This window comes from Comamonas testosteroni ATCC 11996 (assembly GCF_000241525.1).
GTDB classification, from domain to species: Bacteria; Pseudomonadota; Gammaproteobacteria; order Burkholderiales; family Burkholderiaceae_C; genus Comamonas; species Comamonas testosteroni.
Map to the genome: position 1 here is coordinate 155,484 of NZ_AHIL01000038.1, position 20,226 is coordinate 175,709.

Consider the following 20,226-nt stretch of genomic DNA (forward strand, 5'->3'; position numbering starts at 1 on the left):
CCCAGGCGGGAATGCGGCCAACACGATGAACTCAGTTTCTTGATTGATCAGACGGTCTGCACTTCTTCTGCAGACGCATAGTCGTTGTAGCCCCTGGCACCGGGGGTGTAGAGCGTGTTGCGGTCAAATCTGGCCAGAGGCAGGCCCTGACGCATGCGCTGCACCAGATCGGGGTTGGCGATGAAATGCCGCGCAAAAGATACCGCCTTGCCCTCGCCTGCCTGCAACGCGGCTTCGGCGCTTTGCGCATCAAAGCCGTCGTTGAGAATCAGGTTCTCGCCAAAGTTCTCACGTGCCAGCATGAAGGCGTCGATTGAAGGGTCGAACACCGCACGCATCACATGTAGATAGGCAATGCCCAGCCTGGCAGCCTGACGCATCAGCTCGGCATGGGTGGCTGCAGAGTTTTCGTCCGCAGTGTCATTGAAGGTGTTGCCGGGATTCAGGCGCAGACCCACGCGATCAATGCCGATTGCATTGCCCATGGCGCTCAGGCATTCCGCAGCGAAACGCGAACGCCGGCTGGCGTCACCACCATATTCGTCACTACGCCGATTGGTGCTGGAGTGCAGGAACTGCAGACTCAGATAACCGCTGGTGCCATGCAGCTCGACGCCATCAAACCCTGCATCCATGGCGCGCTGTGCGGCCGCAGCATGCTCGGCAATGGCCTTGCGCACTTCTTCCGTCGTCAATGCCTGGGGCACATCGAAGTCCTGCATGCCTGCAGCGTCGGTCCAGATCTTGCCCTGGGCCTGAATGGCGGAGGCCGATACGGAACGCACACCAGCGGGTTTGATATGGCTGCTGCCGATACGACCCGAGTGCATGATCTGCAGCACGATGGATCCACCACGCGCATGCACGGCGTCCGTCACACGGCGCCAGCCGCGCACATGCTCGGCAGTTTGGATGCCGGGCTGACGACAATAGGCTTGACCCGTGACCTCGGGCCAGGCCCCTTCAGCCACGATCAGACCGGCATCGCCGCGCTGACCGTAGTGCTCGGCCATGATGTCGGTTGGCGTGCCATCGGCATCGGCGCGATTACGCGTCATGGGGGCCATGACCACGCGGTTCTGCAAAGCAATCTTGCCCAGCTGGATGGGCGTGAAAAGCGTTTGACTCATGCCGGCTCCTTAGCGCACACGCATGCGCGGCGCGGGGGTACCACGGCGCATGGTCTTGAGGAACTGCTCCAGCGGCGCGGGCGCGGCCACTTGTGGCAACTCATCCTTGTCAGGGCGGCTGGCCCAGAACTCCTTCCAGCTCGGGAACAGATCATGGAAAGCGCCATGATAGGGTTCACGACCGGGCCAGCGCATCTTCATGTCGCCAATCGGCGGCTTGTTCAGGTCGGTGGCATACCAGTAACAGGGCAGGCGGCGACGGAAATACCACTGGCCATCAATGCGCTCGTAGTCGTCCCAGTACAGCATCTGCATGATGACCCACTCGGCACCGCATTCATGCTCGTTCTTGGAGTAGACCACGCCGGTGGCGTGATCCTTGTCCACGAACTCAATGATGTGCTGCCCCAGATGGTGCGAGGTGCCCGTGAACTGATCACGCAGCGTGCTGTCCTGCCAGGCCATGAAGTGCGCACGCCCGACCCTGTCCTTGCCCACCTTGATATCAGGTGCAAACAGGTTCACATGGGCGTCCATGTCACGCATGTCCAGGGACAGGGAATACTTGCCAGCCAGCTGACGAATCGCATCCAGCGACTCCAGCCTGTCGGTGCGCTCATCCAGCGTTTGCGGCCACTGATTCACGGGTTCACTCATCTCTAAAGCTTTCTGTTACAGCGCAGTCACCAGAACGGCGGAACGACCACCGTCCACGGGCAGTGCAGCACCTGTCACATAGCTGGCTTCATCGCTGGCCAGGAACAGCACGGCATTGGCCAGCTCATTGGACTGACCGACACGGCCCATGGGGATGAGCTTTTCGGTGTTCTTGCGCGATGCCTCATCAGCCAGCATTCCTGCTGTCGCAGGGGTCTCCACCACGGCAGGAATCACCACGTTCACGCGCACGCCAGCAGGCGCACCTTCGGCGGCTGCGGCACGCGAGAAGTTGAGAATGGCCGCCTTGGCTGCCGAGTAGCCCGACATATAGGGCGTGCCCAGCGTGCCGCAGATGGAGCCGATATTGACGATAGAGCCGCCCTTGCCGGCCATCAGCTTCAGCGCTGTGCGCGTCCCCCAGAAGGTGCCATCCACCGAAGTGCTGAAGTTGGCATGCCAGTCGGCCGTGGTCATGCTGTCGATGCCGCCCCAGGTGTAGGCCATGGCGTTGTTGACCAGAATGTCCAGGCTGCCATGCTTTTTGGCAGTCTGCTCCAGCGCACCAACGAACTGGGCTTCGTTGCCCACATCGGCCACGATGGCCTCGGCACTGCCGCCTGCCGCCTTGATCTTGGCCACGACTTCGTCGAGAGCCTGCTTGCGGCGGCCACAGATCACAACGGTTGCCCCCTCCTGTGCGAAACGCTCAGCCGTTGCGGCACCGATACCGGAGCCGCCACCCGACACAAATGCAATCTTTCCCTCCAGACGCTTGCTCATGCTGGTCTCTCCTTAGAGGAAGGCGCTGCCGCCGTTGACTGCCACGTTCTGCCCCGTCACAAAGCCGCTGTCGTCGCTGGCCAGGAACACTGCCACCTTGGCGATGTCTTCTGGCTCAGCCATGCGCCCCATGGGCACGCCGGCGATGATGGCATCGGCCCATTCCTGAGGAATGCCCTGCATCATGGGCGTGTTGGTGGGGCCGGGAACCAGCGTGTTTACACGGATCTTCTTGGATGCCAGCTCCTTGGCCATGCCGCGGGTCAAACCCATCAGGGCGGCCTTGGAAGCGCAGTAGTGCGCCGGACCGTCACCACTGACAGCCGAGGTACTGGAGATATTGACGATGGCACCGCCCTTGCCTTCCTGCATCTGCTTGACGGCGGCACGGGCGCAGTAGAAAGCGCCGTTCAGGTTCACTCCAATCACGCGCTCCCAGGTCGCGTCGGGAATATCGGCAAACTGGTCCACCGAACCTACGCCGGCGTTGTTCACCAGCACGTCGACGGCGCCCAGCTTTTCGCGGATTTCGACAAACAGCGCATCGACCGCAGCGCTGTCGGCTACGTTGGAGGAACGAGCCAGATGTTTGCCAGGCTTTCCTTGCAGGGTCTGCTTGGCAGCTTCTTCATTCAAGTCCACGGCCACCACAGTGGCTCCCTCATCGGCAAAACGCTGTGCAATCGCTCGCCCCATGCCCTGGCCCGCCCCTGTGACCACGGCAACTTTTCCTGCTAGACGCATTCTTGTCTCCTTGTTGATGTGCAATCAAAACTTGAAGACAGCGTAAAAAGAAATCGCCTTCAGCCCATCGTCCAAGAAGACTAAGCGAATTTGCGCAATAAGCTATTAAAAAATAGCAACCAATCCAATACAGAATTTCGTTCCACTGCAATTTCACATCTGGCAATCAGCTGGTGACAGCAATCCCGTGTCAGATGCCTCATCTCCAACTTCACCGCACATGGCAGCAGCAACTAACCGCCATAGGGGACAAAGCCGCTCTCGTTCTCATTGACTCTGAGCGGTTTGGCCACGTACGGGAAGGCACGTTGCGGGCAAGCGCTGCGCTCGCATACCTTGCAGCCCATGCCGATAGGAGTCGCAGCTCCTATATTGCGCAAATCCATGCCTTGGGAATACACCAGCCGCGCGGCGTGCTGCAAGTCGCAGCCCAGGCCGATGGAGAAAGTCTTGCCTGGTGCCCCCCAGCCCTGGCCAGCATGGCTGATGGTGCGAGCAATCCACAGGTAGACACGCCCGTCCGGCATGCTGGCGAGCTGGGGCACGATGCGACCCGGCTGGGTAAAAGCCTCGTACACCACCCACAACGGGCAGGTGCCGCCTGTCTTGGAGAAATGAAAATGCGTGGCCGACTGGCGCTTGCTGATATTGCCAGCCCGGTCCACTCGGATAAAGAAAAACGGCACACCCGGCGCGTCGCTTCGCTGCAAGGTGGAGAGACGATGGCAGACGGTCTCAAAGCCCACACCGAAGTGCCTTGCCAGCAAGTCTATGTCGTAGCGAAGGCCTTCGGCCTCACGCAAAAACACTCCATATGGCAGCACGAATGCCCCGGCTACATAGTTGGCCAGCCCCATGCGTGCCAGCCGGCGCGTGGCCTCGTCCTGCCAGGACACGCTTTGCAGCTCCCTTTCAATCAGTGAATCAAACTCCAGCAGTGCCAGTTGCGTAGCCAGCTGAAATGCCTGCTGCATGGGGCTCAGCTGCGGTGCCACATACAAGGTACGCGTGAGAGCATCGTAGCGCCTATGGCTGCCCGCTTTCTCAGCGGTCCCAACATGAGCACGCAGAACCAATACCCCATGTCGTGCCTGCAACCGGTACTGCAGCCAATCATGCAGATGACCACCTTGCTCTGCAGCCTGCCGAGCCAGCGCTTCGGCAGCACGATCAAGCGCATCAAGGTAATTGCGGTGGGAAAAGAAGAAATCACGTACCGCCTCGAACGGCATCTGGCGCAAGGGCTCAGCCAGCAGGTCTGCCATCGCGCCATTCCCAGCGACATCTCTGTGAACCGAGGAGTCGGTATCAGGCCCTGCGCGGCCATCACCCAGATGGGCGGTCAAGGCCTCCAGCCTCTCGGCGTCCGCCAGGTGACGCTGGTGCATGGCCAGCAACATCTGTGCCAGCTGCGGCAGCTTGGCTGCGACCTCGCGCAGCTCGGGCAGCGGCACTGCACCTTCTGGCTGAGGCATGGCGGCGACTGCATCGCGCAACTGCGCCAGCAAGCGGGCCTCCTCATCCTCGGAGAACTGCTGGATATCGACGCCCAGCACCCTGTGAATCTTGAGCAGCACGGCCACAGTGAGCGGACGCTGATCCTGCTCGATCTGGTTCAGATAGCTGGGTGACAACTCCAGCGCTTGGGCCAGCGCAGCCTGCGTAAGACCACGCTCGGCACGCAGGCTGCGCAATCGCACGCCCATGAATGTCTTGGCCAATTACCCGCTCCCTATTTCTGACTTCAAAGATTCGCAAAATTTGCAAATACATGCAATCACCTTCGCAAGCATTCACCAATTCAGTTCTGTACGCATAAAAAGCAAATGCGTAGATTGCGAAGTATCGCAGACCAGCAAGGGCCTGCACTGCACACCCAAAGGAGACACCCATGAGCACTCTGACCGCCGCCGCATCCCCAACCGCCCCCCCCCATGCCGTCGCAAGTTTCAAGCCCAAAAAGTCCGTCGCCCTCTCCGGTGTGACCGCAGGCAACACGGCGCTGTGCACCGTGGGAAAGACCGGCAACGACCTGCACTACCGCGGCTACGACATTCTCGACATTGCCGAGGTCTGCGAGTTTGAAGAGATCGCCCATCTGCTGGTACATGGCAAGCTGCCCACACAGGCCGAACTCAAGGCCTACAAAGCCAAGCTCAAGGCTTTGCGCGGCCTGCCCGGCAGCGTAAAGACGGCGCTGGAACAGTTGCCCGCCGCCAGCCATCCCATGGACGTGATGCGCACCGGTGTCTCCGCCCTGGGCTGCGCGCTTCCGGAGAAAGACGACCACAACCTTCCAGGTGCGCGCGATATCGCCGACCGCCTGATGGCCAGCCTGGGCAGCATGTTGCTTTACTGGTACCACTTCAGCAACTCGGGCCGCCGCATCGAGGTCGAAACCGGGGACGATTCCATCGGCGGTCACTTTCTGCATCTGCTGCATGGCGTCAGGCCTTGCGAGAGCTGGGTGCGCGCCATGCATACCTCGCTCAATCTGTATGCCGAGCATGAGTTCAATGCCTCGACCTTTACCGCCCGCGTGGTGGCCGGAACAGGCAGCGATATGTACTCGGCCGTTACAGGCGCGATCGGCGCGCTGCGCGGACCCAAGCATGGAGGTGCCAACGAAGTGGCGTTCGAGATCCAGAAGCGCTATGACAACCCTGCCGAAGCCGAGGCCGACATTCGCCGCCGCGTGGATGCCAAGGAGGTCGTGATCGGCTTTGGCCACCCGGTCTATACCGTGAGCGACCCCCGCAATGTGGTCATCAAGGACGTCGCCAAGAAGCTGTCGGATGAAGCCGGCAGCACCAAGATGTACGACATTGCCGCGCGGCTTGAGTCAGTGATGTGGGAAGTCAAGAACATGTTCCCCAATCTCGACTGGTTCAGCGCCGTCAGCTACCACATGATGGGCGTGCCCACTGCCATGTTCACGCCGCTGTTCGTGATTGCGCGCACCAGCGGCTGGGCGGCGCACATCATCGAGCAACGCCAGGACAACAAGATCATCCGTCCCAGCGCCAACTACACAGGCCCGGATGATTTGAAGTTCGTTCCTATCGACGAACGCAAGTAAATCTCTTCCGAGCGCCATGACCGCCAAGCCCATGCAATCCCATTCACTGTGCATTGCCATCGCCGACAAACTGCGCGAGCGCATTCTGAGCCACTGCTTGCCGCCCGGCTCCGACATCAACGACGGCGCTTTGGCGCAGGAGTTTGGCGTGAGCCGCACCCCTGTGCGTGAAGCCATGAAGCTGCTATGCCATGAAGGATTGCTGACAGCCCAGCCCAGGCGTGGTATGGCGGTGACCCGGCTCACCGCAGCCCAGGTGGCAGAAGCCCACCACCTATGCAGCTTGCTTGCGCATCACCTTGCGCAGCTGCAAGGCCAGCGCCCCCCAGGCTGCATGGAGCTGACTGCACGTTTGTATGCCATCGCACAGGCGAGGCTGCAACTGGCCCTGGGCCCTGCCCCGCGCACAGCCATGATGTGCTCCGCCACACCGACCGCGCAGCAGCGCACAGCTACTGCGCTCTGAAATCCGCGAACAGACTGAAAAAAATGAGCAAGCACCAATCCCCGCTCTACCGCAAGCCCCTGCCTGGCAGCGCGCTTCACTACTTCGATGCGCAGGCCGCGGTGGAGGATATTTCGCCCGGATCCTGGGCCACACTGCCCTATACCAGCCGCGTCCATGCCGAGAACCTGGTACGGCGCAGCGATCCGGCACACCTGACCGAGTACCTTACGCAAATCATTGAACGCAAGCGCGAACGCGACTTTCCCTGGTTCCCGGCCCGCGTGGTCTGTCATGACATCCTGGGACAGACTGCGTTGGTCGACCTGGCCGGCCTGCGCGATGCGATTGCCGAGCAAGGCGGCGACCCGGCTGCGGTCAACCCCGTCGTGCCCGTACAACTGATCGTGGACCATTCGCTGGCCGTGGAGTGCGGCGGCTACGATCCTCAGGCTTTTGAGAAAAACCGCGCCATCGAAGACCGGCGCAATGAAGACCGCTTCCATTTCATAGACTGGTGCAAGCGGGCCTTCAAGAATGTGGAAGTGATTCCGCCGGGCAACGGGATCATGCACCAGATCAATCTGGAGCGCATGAGCCCTGTGATCCACGCTATCGATGGTGAAGCATATCCCGACACCCTGGTGGGCACGGACAGCCACACGCCGCATGTCGATGCACTGGGCGTGATCGCCGTGGGTGTGGGCGGGCTGGAAGCCGAGAACGTGATGCTGGGCCGCGCCTCGTGGATGCGCCTGCCCGAGATTGTTGGAGTGCAGCTCACTGGCAGGCGGCAGCCCGGCATCACTGCCACAGACATCGTGCTGGCCCTGACCCAATTCCTGCGTCAGCAGAAAGTGGTGGGCAGCTATCTGGAGTTCCATGGTGAAGGCGCGCGCAGCCTCTCCATCGGCGACCGCGCCACCATCTCGAACATGGCGCCCGAATATGGGGCTACGGCCGCCATGTTTGCGATCGACGAACAGACGATCGACTATCTGCGCCTGACGGGGCGCGAGCCTGCCCAGGTGCAACTGGTCGAGAACTACGCCAGAGAGGCAGGTCTGTGGGCAGACTGCCTGGAAGATGCCGAATACGAACGTACTCTGAGCTTTGACCTGTCCAGCGTGGTGCGCAATATGGCCGGCCCTTCCAATCCGCATGCCCGCCTGGCAACTAGCGAACTTGCGGCGAGAGGTATTGCCGGTGAGTGGACGCAAACCGATGGCCGGATGCCCGACGGGGCAGTCATCATTGCAGCCATTACCAGTTGCACCAACACCAGCAACCCGCGCAATGTGATCGCGGCCGGCCTGCTGGCACGCAATGCGCGCAATCTGGGACTGACGCGCAAGCCGTGGGTCAAGACCTCGCTGGCCCCCGGCTCCAGGACCGTGCCGCTGTATCTGCAGCAAGCTGGTCTGCTGCAAGACCTGGAAGCGCTGGGCTTTGGCGTAGTGGCCTTTGCCTGCACCACCTGCAACGGCATGAGCGGCGCGCTGGACCCCGTGATTCAACAGGAGATCATCGACCGCGACATCTACACCACGGCCGTGCTCTCGGGCAATCGCAACTTCGATGGCCGCATCCACCCCTATGCCAAACAGGCCTTTCTCGCCTCGCCGCCGCTGGTCGTGGCCTATGCGATTGCGGGCACCATCCGCTTCGATATCGAGAACGATGTGCTGGGCGTCTTCCAGGGCCGCGAAATCCGCTTGAAGGACATCTGGCCCAGCGACGAGGAGATCGACGCCGTGGCCAAGGCGGCCGTCCAACCCGAGCAGTTCCGTGCAGTCTATGAACCCATGTTTGCCATCCGTGCAGACCAGGGCGAGAAGGTCGAGGCACTGTATGACTGGCGCCCGCAAAGCACATATATCCGCCGACCGCCGTACTGGGAGGGAGCCCTCGCGGGCGAGCGCACTTTGCGCGGCATGCGCCCTCTGGCCATATTGCCCGACAACATCACCACTGACCACCTCTCGCCCTCCAACGCCATCCTGATGGACTCGGCCGCAGGCGAGTATCTGCACAAAATGGGTCTGCCCGAGGAGGACTTCAATTCCTATGCCACACACCGCGGCGACCACCTGACCGCACAGCGTGCCACCTTTGCCAACCCCAAGCTCTTCAACGAAATGGTGGTGGACGACCTGGGCCAGGTGCGCCAGGGCTCTCTCGCCCGCGTTGAGCCCGAGGGCCGGACACTGCGCATGTGGGAGGCCATAGAGACCTATATGCAGCGCAAGCAGCCGCTGATCGTCATCGCCGGAGCCGACTATGGCCAGGGATCGAGCCGCGACTGGGCCGCCAAGGGCGTGCGCCTGGCCGGTGTGGAGGCCATCGTGGCCGAGGGCTTTGAGCGCATCCACCGCACCAATCTGATCGGCATGGGGGTGTTGCCGCTGGAGTTCCTGCCCGGCACAAGTCGCCACACACTGGGGTTGAATGGCACTGAGAGCTTTGATGTCATCGGCCGGCGCAGCCCTCAGGCCACGCTTACACTTCATATCCACCGGACGACAGGTGCCCGCACCGAAGTGTCGGTACTGTGCCGCCTCGATACCGAGGAAGAGGTCTCGATTTACGAGGCTGGTGGCGTGCTGCAGCGCTTTGCCCAGGACTTCCTGGCGGACAATGCCCCAGCCGATTCCGCATTGACGGCTGAACTTGTGAGCTAAGGAGCTGCTATGAGCCAGGCACGCATACTGATTGTCACCCAGCCCCGAAGCCCGGTACGTCATCGCCTGCGTGCCCGGATCAGCGCTTTGGGCCTTGATAAGGAACTGGGCGGGCGCCTGTTCTCTCCAGATAACTGGCACCAAACCTGGTGTGGCCCGTTTGACTCCGGGCAAGAGACTCGGCTGGCCTTGCTGGCCGCAGGCAATGCCGTGCAAGCGGCGCAGTTGAAGGCCTTCGAGCTCAGCTTCAACCGCGTTCGCGGTGAGGAGGGCGAACGCATTCACTGGTCTTTGTGCACCCGCGGACGTCCAGAGCCTTTCAACCAACTGCTGACAACGCTGCAGACCGAGTTGAAATCCCACGGTTTCAAGGATGGCGGCCATAGACCACATATCACCATCAGCTACGGGGCTCTACATGCCCTGCCCACTCGGCATATCGACCCCGTTGACTGGCTGATCGATGAGATTCAGCTGGTCGAGCGAACCGGCACAGGCAAGCAGTTACGCTACCAGGTACTGCATCGCTGGCCATTGGCTTCCGGCTCTCCGCCTCGTCCCCAACAGCTACGCCTGTTTCACTGATTCAAGGCTCAAGCCTGGCTTGAGCGTTGAAGACCCTGTTTGTTTGCCATTCCATGTCCCTCACTTCGCAAATCCGCATTCCCGCCACCTATATGCGCGGAGGCACCAGCAAAGGTGTGTTCTTCAAGCTGCAGGATCTGCCCGAAGCGGCCCGGCAGCCCGGCCCTGTTCGCGACGCCATCTTGCTGCGCACCCTGGGCAGCCCCGACCCCTATGGAAAGCAGATTGACGGCATGGGCAATGCCTCATCCTCCACCAGCAAAGGCGTGATCCTCAGCCGGAGTGCAAGCGCCGATCACGATGTGGACTATCTGTTTGGCCAGGTTTCCATCGATCAGCCTTTTGTGGACTGGAGTGGCAACTGCGGCAACCTGAGCGCTGCCGTCGGTCCCTGCGCCATTCACATGGGTCTGATTCCGGCCGAGCACATTCCGCTCAACGGCGTGGCCACCATTCGCATCTGGCAAGCCAATATCGGCAAGACCATCATCAACCATGTGCAGATCCGCGATGGTCAGGTGCAGGAAATCGGGGACTTCGAACTTGACGGCGTGACCTTTGCCGCTGCCGAAGTGGCCCTGGAGTTCCTGGATCCCGCCGATGAAGGCGAGGACGGCACGGCCATGTTTCCCACCGGCAATGTCTGCGACGAGCTGGACGTTCCCGGCGTCGGCCGCTTTTGCGCGACCCTCATCAATGCCGGCATTCCGACCATCTTTCTCGATGCCGGCGAGCTGGGCTATACCGGCTGCGAACTGCAGGATGCCATCAACAGCGATGGCCCCGCCCTGGCCAGGTTTGAAGCCATCCGCGCTCATGGCGCACTCAGGATGGGCCTGATCAAGGATCTGAGTGAAGCTGCCACACGCCAGCACACGCCCAAGATAGGCTTTGTGGCTCCTGCGCAAAGCTATATCGCCTCAAGCGGCAAAGTGATTGCTGCCGAGGACATCGATCTCGTGGTGCGGGCGCTGTCCATGGGCCGGCTGCACCACGCCATGATGGGCACGGCTGCCGTAGCCATCGGCACGGCTGCCGCCATTCCCGGCACGCTGGTCAATGTGGCGGCGGGCGGCGGCGAGCGCCAGTCCGTACGCTTTGGCCATCCCAGCGGCACTCTGCGTGTGGGGGCCGAAGCCAGGAGCGACCAGGGGCAATGGCAGGTCACCAAGGCCTTGATGAGCCGAAGCGCCCGCATTCTGATGGAAGGCTGGGTACGGGTGCCGGGCGAAGTGCTGCAGGCCTGACACCAGGTATTGCCCTGCCGGGCGCCTGCCGCACGCAGGCCTGGGCAGGGTTCAAGCGTTCAAGATGACGCTTTCAATCCGGTGGCGGCCTTTGTTCTTGGCCGCATAGAGCTGCCGGTCCACGGCTTCGATAAAGCTGGCAGGTCGATCATGCTCTGCCGGCTGCACCGTCCCCGCACCAATGCTCATGGTGACCCGCCTGCCATGGGGCGACAGTGCATGCACGATGGACTGCTTCTGGATCAGGCGCTGGCAGCGCTCGGCCACTTTTTGCGCAGTTTCGGCATCGGCTTCGGGTAGCAGCACTACAAACTCCTCGCCACCGTAACGCGCCACCAGGTCACGCTGTCCGTCCAGCGCCAGGCTCAGGGTCTGGGCAATATCCACCAGACATTTGTCGCCCTGGATATGACCGTACAAATCGTTGTATTGCTTGAAGAAGTCGACATCGAACAGCAGCATGGAAAGGGGCTTGCCATCACTGCGCGTGCGCTCCCACTCCTGCTCGAAGCTGGTATCGAAGCAGCGTCGGTTGGCAATGCTGGTCAGACCATCCTTGAAGGAAAGCACCTCCAGCTCCTTTTGCAGACTCAGCAGCCTTTCCTCGGTCTTTTTGCGCTCGCTGATGTCGAACATGAAGCCGATCAGCGCTTCGGCCTCGCCTTGCGCATTGCGCACCACATGGACCACATCGCGAATCCAGACATAGCCGTTGTCCTTGGTCAGAGCGCGATAGTCAGCCTCATGGTCCACGCCGGCCTGGGACTGACTCACACAGAAATTCACCACATATTCGCGGTCGTCGGGGTGCATGCGCATGGCCCAGTCTTCGACGCTGACCCAGCTTTCACGGCTCCAGCCAAGCAGACTCTCGATCTGAGGGCCGATATAGGCGAACTTCATGGTCGCCCAATCGATCTTCCAGGGAATGGCCTTGGTGGACTCCAGCAAGGTTCTATAGACCGCACTCTCGCTCTCAAGCTCGCTCACGTCGGACATAACCCGTCTCTCTCCCGATCTCAATCGATAAAACATCAGGCCCGGCTGTGGTTCCGGCCTCGACCCGGCTCACCAGACAGCGGAGCCTGCAGTCTTTGACTCCCAGAAAGCCCGAGGCACAGCCCAATCTCCGCTTGCTGGTGATTGTTGCGCCGGTTTCCGCAATTCACGCCATGCACTCGCGATATTGGCCGAAATCATACGTATGGCGGACCCCGCGCTGCAACGCCGCTAAGCCTTCATGCGCCGCCATAAAGTGGCCCGGCTGATGCCGAGAATTTCACAGGCCTGACGCTGATCACCCCCGACCGACTCCAGCACCTCGCGCAATCGCTTCTGTTCGGCAAGGCGACCCGCGTCTCTGAGCTGTGCCTGCCGGGCCGCGGCAGGCTGGGCCAGAGTCAGGCCATCGGCACACTCAGGGAAGACTTCAAGCAAGCGCGCCATATCCAGAAGGCCGCCCCGACCTGAGCCCAGATAGTCGCTGCAGGCCAGCAGACGCTCCACCCAGTTGTCCAGTTCACGGACATTGCCGGGCCAGTCATGCGCCGCAGCCCTGGCCAGCAGTGCATCGAGCTGCTGCTCCACTCTGTCATGCAGTGCGCGGGGCAACCCGTTTGCAGCGCTCAGGCGCTGAGCCAGCATGGCGCGGCCCAGTTCCGCAACATCGGCGGCACCACGCATTTGCAGCGAAGGCGTGCTCAGGCGCAGCACCGCCAGCCGGTAATAGAGATCGCGCCGGAACCGGCCACGCTCCACCTGATCGGCCAGATCCGCATGGGTGGCGGCAATCACGCGCACATCCACGGGAATCGGCGCGGTGGAACCTACGCGCAATACCTCACGCTCCTGCAGCACGCGCAGCAGCCGCGATTGCAGCGCCAGCGGCATGTCGCCAATTTCATCGAGAAACAGGGTCCCGGTATGCGCGGCCTCGATCAGGCCGGTCTTGCCGCCGCGCCTGGCTCCGGTAAAAGCGCCTTCCTCGTAACCGAAAAGCTCGCTCTCCAGCAGGCTTTCGCTGAGCGCCGCGCAGTTGACCGCCAGAAATGGCTGCTCTGCACGCCGCCCCGCGCTGTGAATGCCTTGCGCCACCAGCTCCTTGCCGGTCCCGCTTTCGCCCAGAATGAGCACCGTCGCATCGCTGCTCGCATACTGGCTGGCCAGCAGTCGCACGCGCTGGGCAGCGGGGCTGCTGCCCAGATAGTCCTCAATGCGCCAGCGCACACCGGCAGCTCTTTGCCGCTGACTGGCGCGCAGGCTGCGATCGGCCCGCTGGATCACGGCAGGATCGCGGCAGACCAGCAAAGCGCCGGTCACCAGCCCGTTCTCCACAATTGGCGCGCGTCGCACCACCAGGGTACGCAGGGCCAGTTGCACCACCTCTTCTCCCCCCTCCTCACCGGCAAGTGCCCGGGCCGTGCCCAGGGCCGGAGCCACCTCGTCCAGCATGCGGCCGTGCAAGGCCTCGACCGGGACCCCGAGCAAGGCGGCCATGCGTGGGTTCAGCGCGCAAATGCGGCCACGCTCGTCCACAGCAGCCACACCGTCCTGCAGCTGGTGCAGCACGGTTTCCAGGCGTTGATGCCGGTCACGCTCGGCATGTCGATGACGGGCCAGCAGCATGGCATCGCTGAGCGCCTGGCGCACCGAAATATCGGAATACAGCAACACGCTGGCCATGCCAGCCTGCTCTGCCAGGTCGGCCACCAGGCCCGGCGCCACCACGGCGCCAACGCCCGACGCCCTGAGTTTCTGCACGCAGGCCGGCGCGTCATGCGGACCTTGATAGGCGATCTGGACCAGACCCAGGCCGAACAGGCTGTCGAACTGGGCCACCACGGGAGACGGCACCTCGAAGTTGACCAGACCCACGCGCGGAGCTTCCTCGGTGGTCTGCAACTTGGCCTGGCGCAACGCCTGCAGCAAATCCAGGCCACGCACTTCGACCATAGCCATTGGAATGTCCACGCGTTCTCGAATCCAGGCACCGCTGGCTCCCGCCCCCACCAGAGCATCGATGGGCTGGCGCAGATTGAGTGCCTGCACCTGGGCCACCGCATCGTCGAACGATGCCGAGATATGCGAGAACCTGGCCTCGCCCGACCAGGGCTGTGCCAGCCGCTCCAGCACCCGTCCCACACGGTAGCGGCCTACGGTGACGATGTGGGACAAATGCAGCTGGCCAGCTGCCGGCAGACGTTTGACGCCATCGTTCGATATCGCATTTGTTTCATTCATGAAAATGATTATTTCATTATCGATATAGATCCCATACACCGCCGCAGGCAGCCAGTCCAGAAACTCAAGAAAAACCTAATGATTTCAAACACTTGATTCGCAAAGGGTTTTCCCTAGATTTGTCTGGCACAGTGCTTGCACTACCAGGCCATACCAATAGGGATTTGGATCCAGGAGATATCCATGTTTTTGAACCGTCGCAATCTTGTTGTCCAGGCCTTGACTCTTTCCGTGCTGGGCGCAGCTGGCCTGGCCCAGGCAGCCGACTGGCCCACGCGCCCGATTCGCCTTGTGGTGCCGTTTTCCGCAGGCGGCGCCAATGACTTGATGGCCCGCTCGGCGGCCGAAGGCGCTTCCAAGATCCTCGGCCAACCCGTGGTGATCGACAACCGCCCCGGCGCAGGCGGCACAGTGGGTGCCGATATCGTGGCCAAGGCCCAGCCCGATGGCTACACGCTGCTGGTCAGTGCGGCAGGCGTCATCTCCAACAGCATGATCAAGAAGACCATGCCTTTCAAGGATGATGCACTGCAGCCCGTGGTGATGATTGGCCTCGCACCTTCGGTGATCGTGGTGCCCAAGAACGCGCCCTATAACAATCTGCGCGACTTCGTCGAAGCTTCGAAGAAGGGCGCCGGCTTCAACTTTGCCACCGCCGGTACGGGCAGCACGCCGCACTTCGTGGCCGAGATGCTGAATGTGAAATACGGTGCCAAGCTGCAGCCCGTGCCCTACAAGAGCGGTTCGGAGAGCACCACGGCCGTGCTGGGCGGCCAGGTCGAAGGCACGTCCGAAGCCAGCATCATCGCGCTGCCGCACATCATTCACGAGGGCAAGTTCAAACCTCTGGCCACGACCTGGACCCAGCGCATCTCTGCCTACCCCCAGCTCTCCACTGCCGTCGAGCAAGGCTTTGCGGATCTGCAGATCGCGCACTGGGCCGGCATTCATGCCCCCAAGGGCACGCCGCCCGCCATTCTGGACAAGCTGGCAGCTGCCGTGGACAAGGCCATGAAGGAGCCCGCCACCGTCGAGAAGCTCAAGGGACTGGGCATCGAGCCGGTCGGCGGCACACGTGCGGAATTCGTGAAGTTTGCCGATGCCGAGCGCAAGCGCCTGGGCGAGATCGTCAAGGCAGCTCAAATGCAGGAAAAGTGAGATTCACAAAAAGCATAGCATCCAGCGTATACCCCATATACGCTGAAGCCTGAAAATAGTACTGAGAGCTGATTCATGATTTCCCGTAGAAACGCCTTGCTGCGCGCCACTGCCTGCGCTGCCGCCGCCACCGCCTTGCTGGGCGGCCCCTCTGCCGCTCTGGCCCAGGGCTCTGAAGCCTGGCCCACCCGCACCGTCAAGCTCATCGTGCCCTATGCGGCAGGCGGCTATGCCGACACTCGCGCACGCCTGATTGCCGACTCGCTGGGCAAGGTGCTGGGCCAGCCCGTGATCATCGACAACCGCGGCGGTGCCGGTGGCGTAACGGGCACGGACGCTATCGCCAAGGCCAACGACGGCCACACCTTCGGCTTCGGCTCGCCAGGCCCCCTGGTCACCAACCCCATGCTGATGAAGAAGATGCCTTATGACGCCAAGACGGCGTTCAAGCCCATCATCCTCATCGAGCAAGCACCCCTGTTTCTGACCACCGCTCCCAACCAGCCCTTCAAGAGCGTGCAGCAGCTGCTGGCCCATGCCAAGGCCAAGCCTGGCGATCTGACCTATGGCTCCTCGGGCGTGGGCGGGGCCCATCATCTGTCGGGCGAGCTGCTGGCCTACCAGACCCAGACCCAGCTGACCCATGTGCCCTACAAGGGCGGCTCGCTGGCAGCCACCGACCTCATGGGCGGCCATCTGGCCATGATGTTCGAGATGGGCTACTCAGCCCTGCCTTCCATCAAGGCCAAAAAGATCAATGCCCTGGCCGTCTCCAGCAAGACCCGTCTGGCCGTGCTGCCCGAGGTGCCCACGCTGGATGAAGCCGGGGTCAAGGGCTTTGAGTCGTACAACTGGCTGGGCATGATTGCGCCGGCCGGCACGCCCGACGCCGTGGTGGCCAAGCTCAACCAGGCCGTCAACGAAGCGCTCAAGACCGACAAGTCTCTGCGCCAGATGATCGAAAGCAGTGGCGGCCAGATCATGGGCGGCACGGCCCAGGCCTATGGCAAATACCTGGAAGCCGAGCGCGCCAAGTGGGGGCCGGTGATCAAGAACGCGAATATTTCGCTGGACTAACCCTCTGGGGAGCTGCGCGGCAGCTCTGCCTGGCGGCACCCGTCAGAAGTGCATGCAGCCATCAAACCTGATATCTGTATGCACCCATCAGATAAGCCTCAAAGCCCTTTTCAACACGAATCTCATGAACCCGAAACAACAACTCAAGGCCCTGGCCGATGCCCGCCGCGGTGTCATTGTTCCCGGAGCTTTCAACGCCATGTCGGCGCGGCTGATCGCCGATCTGGGCTTTGAAGCCATCTATGTAACCGGTGCCGGCGTGACCAATATGTGGTTCGGCATGCCCGACCAGGGCTTTATGGGTCTCAGCGATATCGCCGACCATACGGCCCGCATCCGCGACGCCGTGGAGGTGCCGCTGCTGGTCGATGCCGATACCGGCTTCGGCAACGCCGTCAACACCTACCATGCCGTGCGCACGCTGGAGCGTTCCGGTGCCGACTGCATTCAGCTCGAAGACCAGGTCAGCCCCAAGCGCTGCGGCCACTTCAATGGCAAGGCCGTGATCGAAACCAGCGAAATGCTGGGCAAGATCAGGGCCGCCGTCGATGCGCGCCGCGACAGCGGCACCCTCATCATGGCCCGCACCGATGCCGCCGCCGTCCACGGCTTCGAAGCCGCCATCGAGCGTGCCCAGCAGTTTCAGGAAGCCGGCGCCGACATCCTGTTTGTCGAAGCCGTTACCCAGGCCGAAGAAGTGCGCGCCCTGCCGCAGCGCCTGCAAGCTCCCCAGCTCATGAATATGGTCATCGGCGGCAAGACCCCCATCTTCAACGCCGACGAACTGGGTGAGTTGGGCTATGGCTTTGTGCTCTACGCCAATGCCGCACTGCAAGGCGCTGTGGCCGGCATGCAAAAGTGCCTGACGCTGCTGCGTGACGATCACAAGGTCGATGAAGACCCCGCCATCGTCGCTCCGTTTCTTGAGCGCCAGCGCTTGGTGAACAAGGACTTCTGGGATGGGCTGGAGCAAAAGTACCAGTAATCCGGTCTCCGGACCCAGCGCCTAAATCGCATGCAGCGCTGATACATCAAGCGCTGCATGCCATGTTTTCATGGCCGGTGTGACCATGGCCGGCATCATTCACTCCCCTGGCTACGGATCTGAAACCGGATACGCAGAGAGTTCTTGGCGTCATCCTCTATAGCAGCGTGGCTCCATCCAGCGCCAGCCTGACCGGCATCAAGGCATGCCGAAGTTTTTCGAGCGGCACCGACCCCAAGGCCAGCCGCAGAGCTTGCGGCACTTGCACGCCAGTGGCGAAGGGTTCGGCCGTAGACACGGAAATTCCTGCCGTCTGCAGTGCCATAGCGACCTGATCGGCTCTCAGGTCTTCAGGCATGGGGAGCCAGACAAAATACGAACTGGGGTGGCGCATACAGGGCAGCCCTTTGAAGACCTGCGTCACCTGTTTCTGACGCATCCTGGCATCCTCTCGCTTCTGAGCTTCCAGCCTGGCAACAGTCCCGTCTCTCAGCCAGCTCACAACCATGGCGGTCATGACTCCGGGGGTGTTCCAGGTCGTTGCACGGATAGCTCGTTCTATCCGAGATATCCAGGCTGCCGGCGCGGCCACAAAGCCCACCCGCAAACCCGTGGCGACATTCTTGGAAAAACCTGAGACATATACCGTGGACTCTGGCAGCAGTGCAGCCATGGGCGGTGGAGCATCCGGAGCAAGAAACGCATACGCGGCATCTTCAATCAGCAACAAGCCATGGCGACGGATCAACGCTGCAAATGCATGACGTCGGTTGATGCTCATCACCCATCCAAGCGGATTATGGAGAGTCGGCATTGCATAGACCGCGCGCACCTTGCGGCGTTGGCACAGCAACTCCAGCGCATCGAGGTCAGGCCCCGAACCAGCTGCCGGAATGGCAATCAGCTCAAGCCTCAACTGTTGCGCCAGCACCTTGAAGCCCGGGTAGCTCAAAGCGTCAACAGCCACTACATCGCCAGCTTGCAGCAATGCCATGGCCGTGCTTGCGAGTCCATGCTGTGCCCCATCCACGATAAGCACCTGTTCGGCAGGAACCGTCAGCCTACGGTTTTCAAGGTATAGGGCGATAGCAGCTCGTTCATGGGCCCGGCCTCCATGCGGCTGATAGCGCAGCAGCGCCTCCAAATCTCCACTGACGGCAAGTTGACGCAATGCGGAGCGCAACAACTCGGCTTGACCAGGAAGAGCAGGAGCGTTGAAGTTCAGGTCTAGCATGCCTATCGCAGTGGCATGCTGGTCGATACCGAGGCCAGGTGGCAGCGCTGTTTCACGCACAAAGGTTCCTCGTCCCGTCTCGCCGCTGACCAGGCCCATGGCCTGCAGTTCGGCATAGACACGAGTCGCCGTGACCAGGGCCAGTCCTTCCCGGGATGCCAGTTGCCGGTGGGTGGGCAGGCGTGTGCCCGGTGCCAGCCGGCCTTCGCGAATTTCCGAGGCGAGCTGGTCCACCAGCTGCTTGTATCGGGCAATCGGCATATAGAGCCTGTATCCATGACAATTATTTGAGTGTATTGGACCTCATCTCTAGCATGACCATTGATACAAGTTCACATCCGGAACATCCCAATGCATATCGCAATCCTGACTTTCGAAGGCTTTAACGAGCTCGATTCACTCATTTCTCTAGGCATACTCAACCGCATCAAGCGAACCGGTTGGCGGGTGTCGATTGCCTGCCCGAGTGCACGGGTCAAGTCAATGAACGGAGTGGTCATCGAAGCCCAGGCTACTCTGGAGGACGCGAGTGCTGCAGATGCGGTCATCGTGGGCAGTGGAATGCAAACGCGAGAGATCGCGCGCAATGCCGACCTCATGTCAAGGCTCAGGCTGGACCCTTCACGGCAACTGATTGCTGCACAGTGTTCCGGCACGCTGGTACTGGCCAAGCTCGGCTTGCTGGATGGCGTGATGGCCTGTACCGACCTGACAACCAGGCCCTGGGTTGAAGAGGCTGGCATACGCGTGCTGGAGCAGCCCTTCTTCGCAAACGGCAACGTGGCTACCGCTGGAGGCTGCCTGGCAGCGCAATACCTTGCCGCATGGCTTATTGCCCGTGTCGAGGGGATTGAGGCCGCCAGGAGTGCATTGCATTACGTGGCCCCGGTGGGTGAGAAAGATGTCTATGTGGCCCGGGCCATCGCCAATATCTCGCCTTACCTGCCTGACTGACCTGCTGCATCAGCTTGATCGCCGCCGGCAGCGACCGCTTTGAAGCGCCCTGAAGACCTCAGGCGACTCGAATGCGGCCGGTCGTCGATTTCGGTAAGGCCTCTGAGCCCGGGCTCTTTGCAAATTCCGGATTGTTCGCTTGCACAAAAATCGCTGATGCCCTCAACTCGAGAACACCCAGGCGGTCAAAACGATCCTCATTGTTGCTACTGCGGGTAAAGCACAGC

General features: G+C 61.5%; 17 protein-coding genes. 9 read left to right on the forward strand and 8 right to left on the reverse strand.

Annotated elements, in window-relative coordinates; translation table 11 throughout:
* Positions 1-47: 47 nt before the first annotated feature.
* The 5 genes from CTATCC11996_RS16970 to CTATCC11996_RS16990 all read right to left on the reverse strand — a co-directional run bounded on the left by CTATCC11996_RS16970 (position 48) and on the right by CTATCC11996_RS16990 (position 5,035).
* Positions 48-1,130: an alkene reductase gene (locus CTATCC11996_RS16970; protein ID WP_003078412.1), complete on the reverse strand. Its 1,083-nt coding sequence runs from the start codon at positions 1,128-1,130 to the stop codon at positions 48-50.
* A gap of 9 nt (positions 1,131-1,139) precedes the next feature.
* The gene (locus CTATCC11996_RS16975) at positions 1,140-1,787 is read right to left on the reverse strand and encodes a nuclear transport factor 2 family protein (RefSeq protein ID WP_003078414.1); all 648 of its coding nucleotides are present in this window, start codon (positions 1,785-1,787) and stop codon (positions 1,140-1,142) included.
* Between the two features lie 15 nt (positions 1,788-1,802).
* Positions 1,803-2,570 carry an SDR family NAD(P)-dependent oxidoreductase gene (locus tag CTATCC11996_RS16980; RefSeq protein ID WP_003078416.1) on the reverse strand — a complete coding sequence of 256 codons (768 nt, stop codon included), beginning with the start codon at positions 2,568-2,570 and terminating at the stop codon, positions 1,803-1,805.
* 12 nt (positions 2,571-2,582) lie between these two features.
* On the reverse strand, positions 2,583-3,314 hold the full coding sequence (locus CTATCC11996_RS16985) for an SDR family NAD(P)-dependent oxidoreductase (RefSeq protein WP_003078419.1): 732 nt from the start codon (positions 3,312-3,314) through the stop codon (positions 2,583-2,585).
* A 233-nt stretch (positions 3,315-3,547) separates the two neighbouring features.
* Positions 3,548-5,035, reverse strand: a complete 1,488-nt coding sequence (locus tag CTATCC11996_RS16990; RefSeq protein WP_003078420.1) for a short-chain fatty acyl-CoA regulator family protein — start codon at positions 5,033-5,035, stop codon at positions 3,548-3,550.
* A 170-nt stretch (positions 5,036-5,205) separates the two neighbouring features.
* Here CTATCC11996_RS16990 and prpC point away from each other — a divergent pair, with 170 nt between their 5' ends.
* The 5 genes from prpC to prpF are packed head-to-tail and all read left to right on the forward strand — an operon-like array spanning position 5,206 to position 11,351.
* Complete coding sequence (gene prpC, locus CTATCC11996_RS16995; RefSeq protein ID WP_003078422.1) at positions 5,206-6,393, forward strand: bifunctional 2-methylcitrate synthase/citrate synthase; 1,188 nt, start codon at positions 5,206-5,208, stop codon at positions 6,391-6,393.
* Positions 6,394-6,424: 31 nt separating this feature from the next.
* Positions 6,425-6,859: a GntR family transcriptional regulator gene (locus CTATCC11996_RS17000; RefSeq protein WP_236597876.1), complete on the forward strand. Its 435-nt coding sequence runs from the start codon at positions 6,425-6,427 to the stop codon at positions 6,857-6,859.
* Positions 6,860-6,882: 23 nt separating this feature from the next.
* Positions 6,883-9,519 (forward strand): Fe/S-dependent 2-methylisocitrate dehydratase AcnD, encoded by a 2,637-nt coding sequence (acnD, locus tag CTATCC11996_RS17005; protein WP_003078426.1) that lies wholly within the window; start codon positions 6,883-6,885, stop codon positions 9,517-9,519.
* A 9-nt stretch (positions 9,520-9,528) separates the two neighbouring features.
* On the forward strand, positions 9,529-10,104 hold the full coding sequence (locus CTATCC11996_RS17010; protein ID WP_003078429.1) for a 2'-5' RNA ligase family protein: 576 nt from the start codon (positions 9,529-9,531) through the stop codon (positions 10,102-10,104).
* 53 nt (positions 10,105-10,157) lie between these two features.
* Positions 10,158-11,351: a 2-methylaconitate cis-trans isomerase PrpF gene (gene prpF, locus CTATCC11996_RS17015; RefSeq protein ID WP_003078431.1), complete on the forward strand. Its 1,194-nt coding sequence runs from the start codon at positions 10,158-10,160 to the stop codon at positions 11,349-11,351.
* A 51-nt stretch (positions 11,352-11,402) separates the two neighbouring features.
* Here prpF and CTATCC11996_RS17020 read toward each other — a convergent pair whose 3' ends face one another.
* Entirely contained in the window at positions 11,403-12,350 is a 948-nt protein-coding gene (locus CTATCC11996_RS17020; protein ID WP_003078433.1) for a sensor domain-containing diguanylate cyclase, read from the reverse strand.
* 231 nt (positions 12,351-12,581) lie between these two features.
* Positions 12,582-14,591 (reverse strand): propionate catabolism operon regulatory protein PrpR, encoded by a 2,010-nt coding sequence (gene prpR / locus CTATCC11996_RS17025; protein WP_003078434.1) that lies wholly within the window; start codon positions 14,589-14,591, stop codon positions 12,582-12,584.
* 183 nt (positions 14,592-14,774) lie between these two features.
* Between prpR and CTATCC11996_RS17030 the strand changes: the two genes are divergently transcribed.
* The 3 genes from CTATCC11996_RS17030 to CTATCC11996_RS17040 all read left to right on the forward strand — a co-directional run bounded on the left by CTATCC11996_RS17030 (position 14,775) and on the right by CTATCC11996_RS17040 (position 17,811).
* Entirely contained in the window at positions 14,775-15,749 is a 975-nt protein-coding gene (locus tag CTATCC11996_RS17030; RefSeq protein ID WP_003078435.1) for a Bug family tripartite tricarboxylate transporter substrate binding protein, read from the forward strand.
* A gap of 75 nt (positions 15,750-15,824) precedes the next feature.
* Positions 15,825-16,826, forward strand: coding sequence for a Bug family tripartite tricarboxylate transporter substrate binding protein (locus tag CTATCC11996_RS17035; RefSeq protein ID WP_034349493.1), 1,002 nt, complete (start codon positions 15,825-15,827; stop codon positions 16,824-16,826).
* Positions 16,827-16,950: 124 nt separating this feature from the next.
* Positions 16,951-17,811, forward strand: coding sequence for an isocitrate lyase/PEP mutase family protein (locus tag CTATCC11996_RS17040; RefSeq protein WP_003078437.1), 861 nt, complete (start codon positions 16,951-16,953; stop codon positions 17,809-17,811).
* 157 nt (positions 17,812-17,968) lie between these two features.
* On the opposite strand, the gene CTATCC11996_RS17045 is transcribed toward CTATCC11996_RS17040, so the two are convergent.
* Positions 17,969-19,306, reverse strand: a complete 1,338-nt coding sequence (locus tag CTATCC11996_RS17045) for an aminotransferase-like domain-containing protein (RefSeq protein WP_003078438.1) — start codon at positions 19,304-19,306, stop codon at positions 17,969-17,971.
* 90 nt (positions 19,307-19,396) lie between these two features.
* Between CTATCC11996_RS17045 and CTATCC11996_RS17050 the strand changes: the two genes are divergently transcribed.
* Positions 19,397-19,999, forward strand: a complete 603-nt coding sequence (locus CTATCC11996_RS17050) for a DJ-1/PfpI family protein (protein ID WP_003078439.1) — start codon at positions 19,397-19,399, stop codon at positions 19,997-19,999.
* Positions 20,000-20,226: the final 227 nt, after the last annotated feature.

Bases quoted from the DNA above. Each gene is read 5' to 3' on its own strand.
- CTATCC11996_RS16970 (WP_003078412.1), bottom strand. From the start codon at position 1,130: ATGAGTCAAACGCTTTTCACGCCCATCCAGCTGGGCAAGATTGCTTTG.
- prpF (WP_003078431.1), top strand. From the start codon at position 10,158: ATGTCCCTCACTTCGCAAATCCGCATTCCCGCCACCTATATGCGCGGA.
- CTATCC11996_RS17000 (WP_236597876.1), top strand. From the start codon at position 6,425: ATGCAATCCCATTCACTGTGCATTGCCATCGCCGACAAACTGCGCGAG.
- prpR (WP_003078434.1), bottom strand. From the start codon at position 14,591: ATGAATGAAACAAATGCGATATCGAACGATGGCGTCAAACGTCTGCCG.
- CTATCC11996_RS16985 (WP_003078419.1), bottom strand. From the start codon at position 3,314: ATGCGTCTAGCAGGAAAAGTTGCCGTGGTCACAGGGGCGGGCCAGGGC.
- CTATCC11996_RS16975 (WP_003078414.1), bottom strand. From the start codon at position 1,787: ATGAGTGAACCCGTGAATCAGTGGCCGCAAACGCTGGATGAGCGCACC.
- CTATCC11996_RS17030 (WP_003078435.1), top strand. From the start codon at position 14,775: ATGTTTTTGAACCGTCGCAATCTTGTTGTCCAGGCCTTGACTCTTTCC.
- acnD (WP_003078426.1), top strand. From the start codon at position 6,883: ATGAGCAAGCACCAATCCCCGCTCTACCGCAAGCCCCTGCCTGGCAGC.
- CTATCC11996_RS17050 (WP_003078439.1), top strand. From the start codon at position 19,397: ATGCATATCGCAATCCTGACTTTCGAAGGCTTTAACGAGCTCGATTCA.
- CTATCC11996_RS17020 (WP_003078433.1), bottom strand. From the start codon at position 12,350: ATGTCCGACGTGAGCGAGCTTGAGAGCGAGAGTGCGGTCTATAGAACC.
- CTATCC11996_RS17045 (WP_003078438.1), bottom strand. From the start codon at position 19,306: ATGCCGATTGCCCGATACAAGCAGCTGGTGGACCAGCTCGCCTCGGAA.
- CTATCC11996_RS17035 (WP_034349493.1), top strand. From the start codon at position 15,825: ATGATTTCCCGTAGAAACGCCTTGCTGCGCGCCACTGCCTGCGCTGCC.
- CTATCC11996_RS17010 (WP_003078429.1), top strand. From the start codon at position 9,529: ATGAGCCAGGCACGCATACTGATTGTCACCCAGCCCCGAAGCCCGGTA.
- CTATCC11996_RS17040 (WP_003078437.1), top strand. From the start codon at position 16,951: ATGAACCCGAAACAACAACTCAAGGCCCTGGCCGATGCCCGCCGCGGT.
- CTATCC11996_RS16980 (WP_003078416.1), bottom strand. From the start codon at position 2,570: ATGAGCAAGCGTCTGGAGGGAAAGATTGCATTTGTGTCGGGTGGCGGC.
- prpC (WP_003078422.1), top strand. From the start codon at position 5,206: ATGAGCACTCTGACCGCCGCCGCATCCCCAACCGCCCCCCCCCATGCC.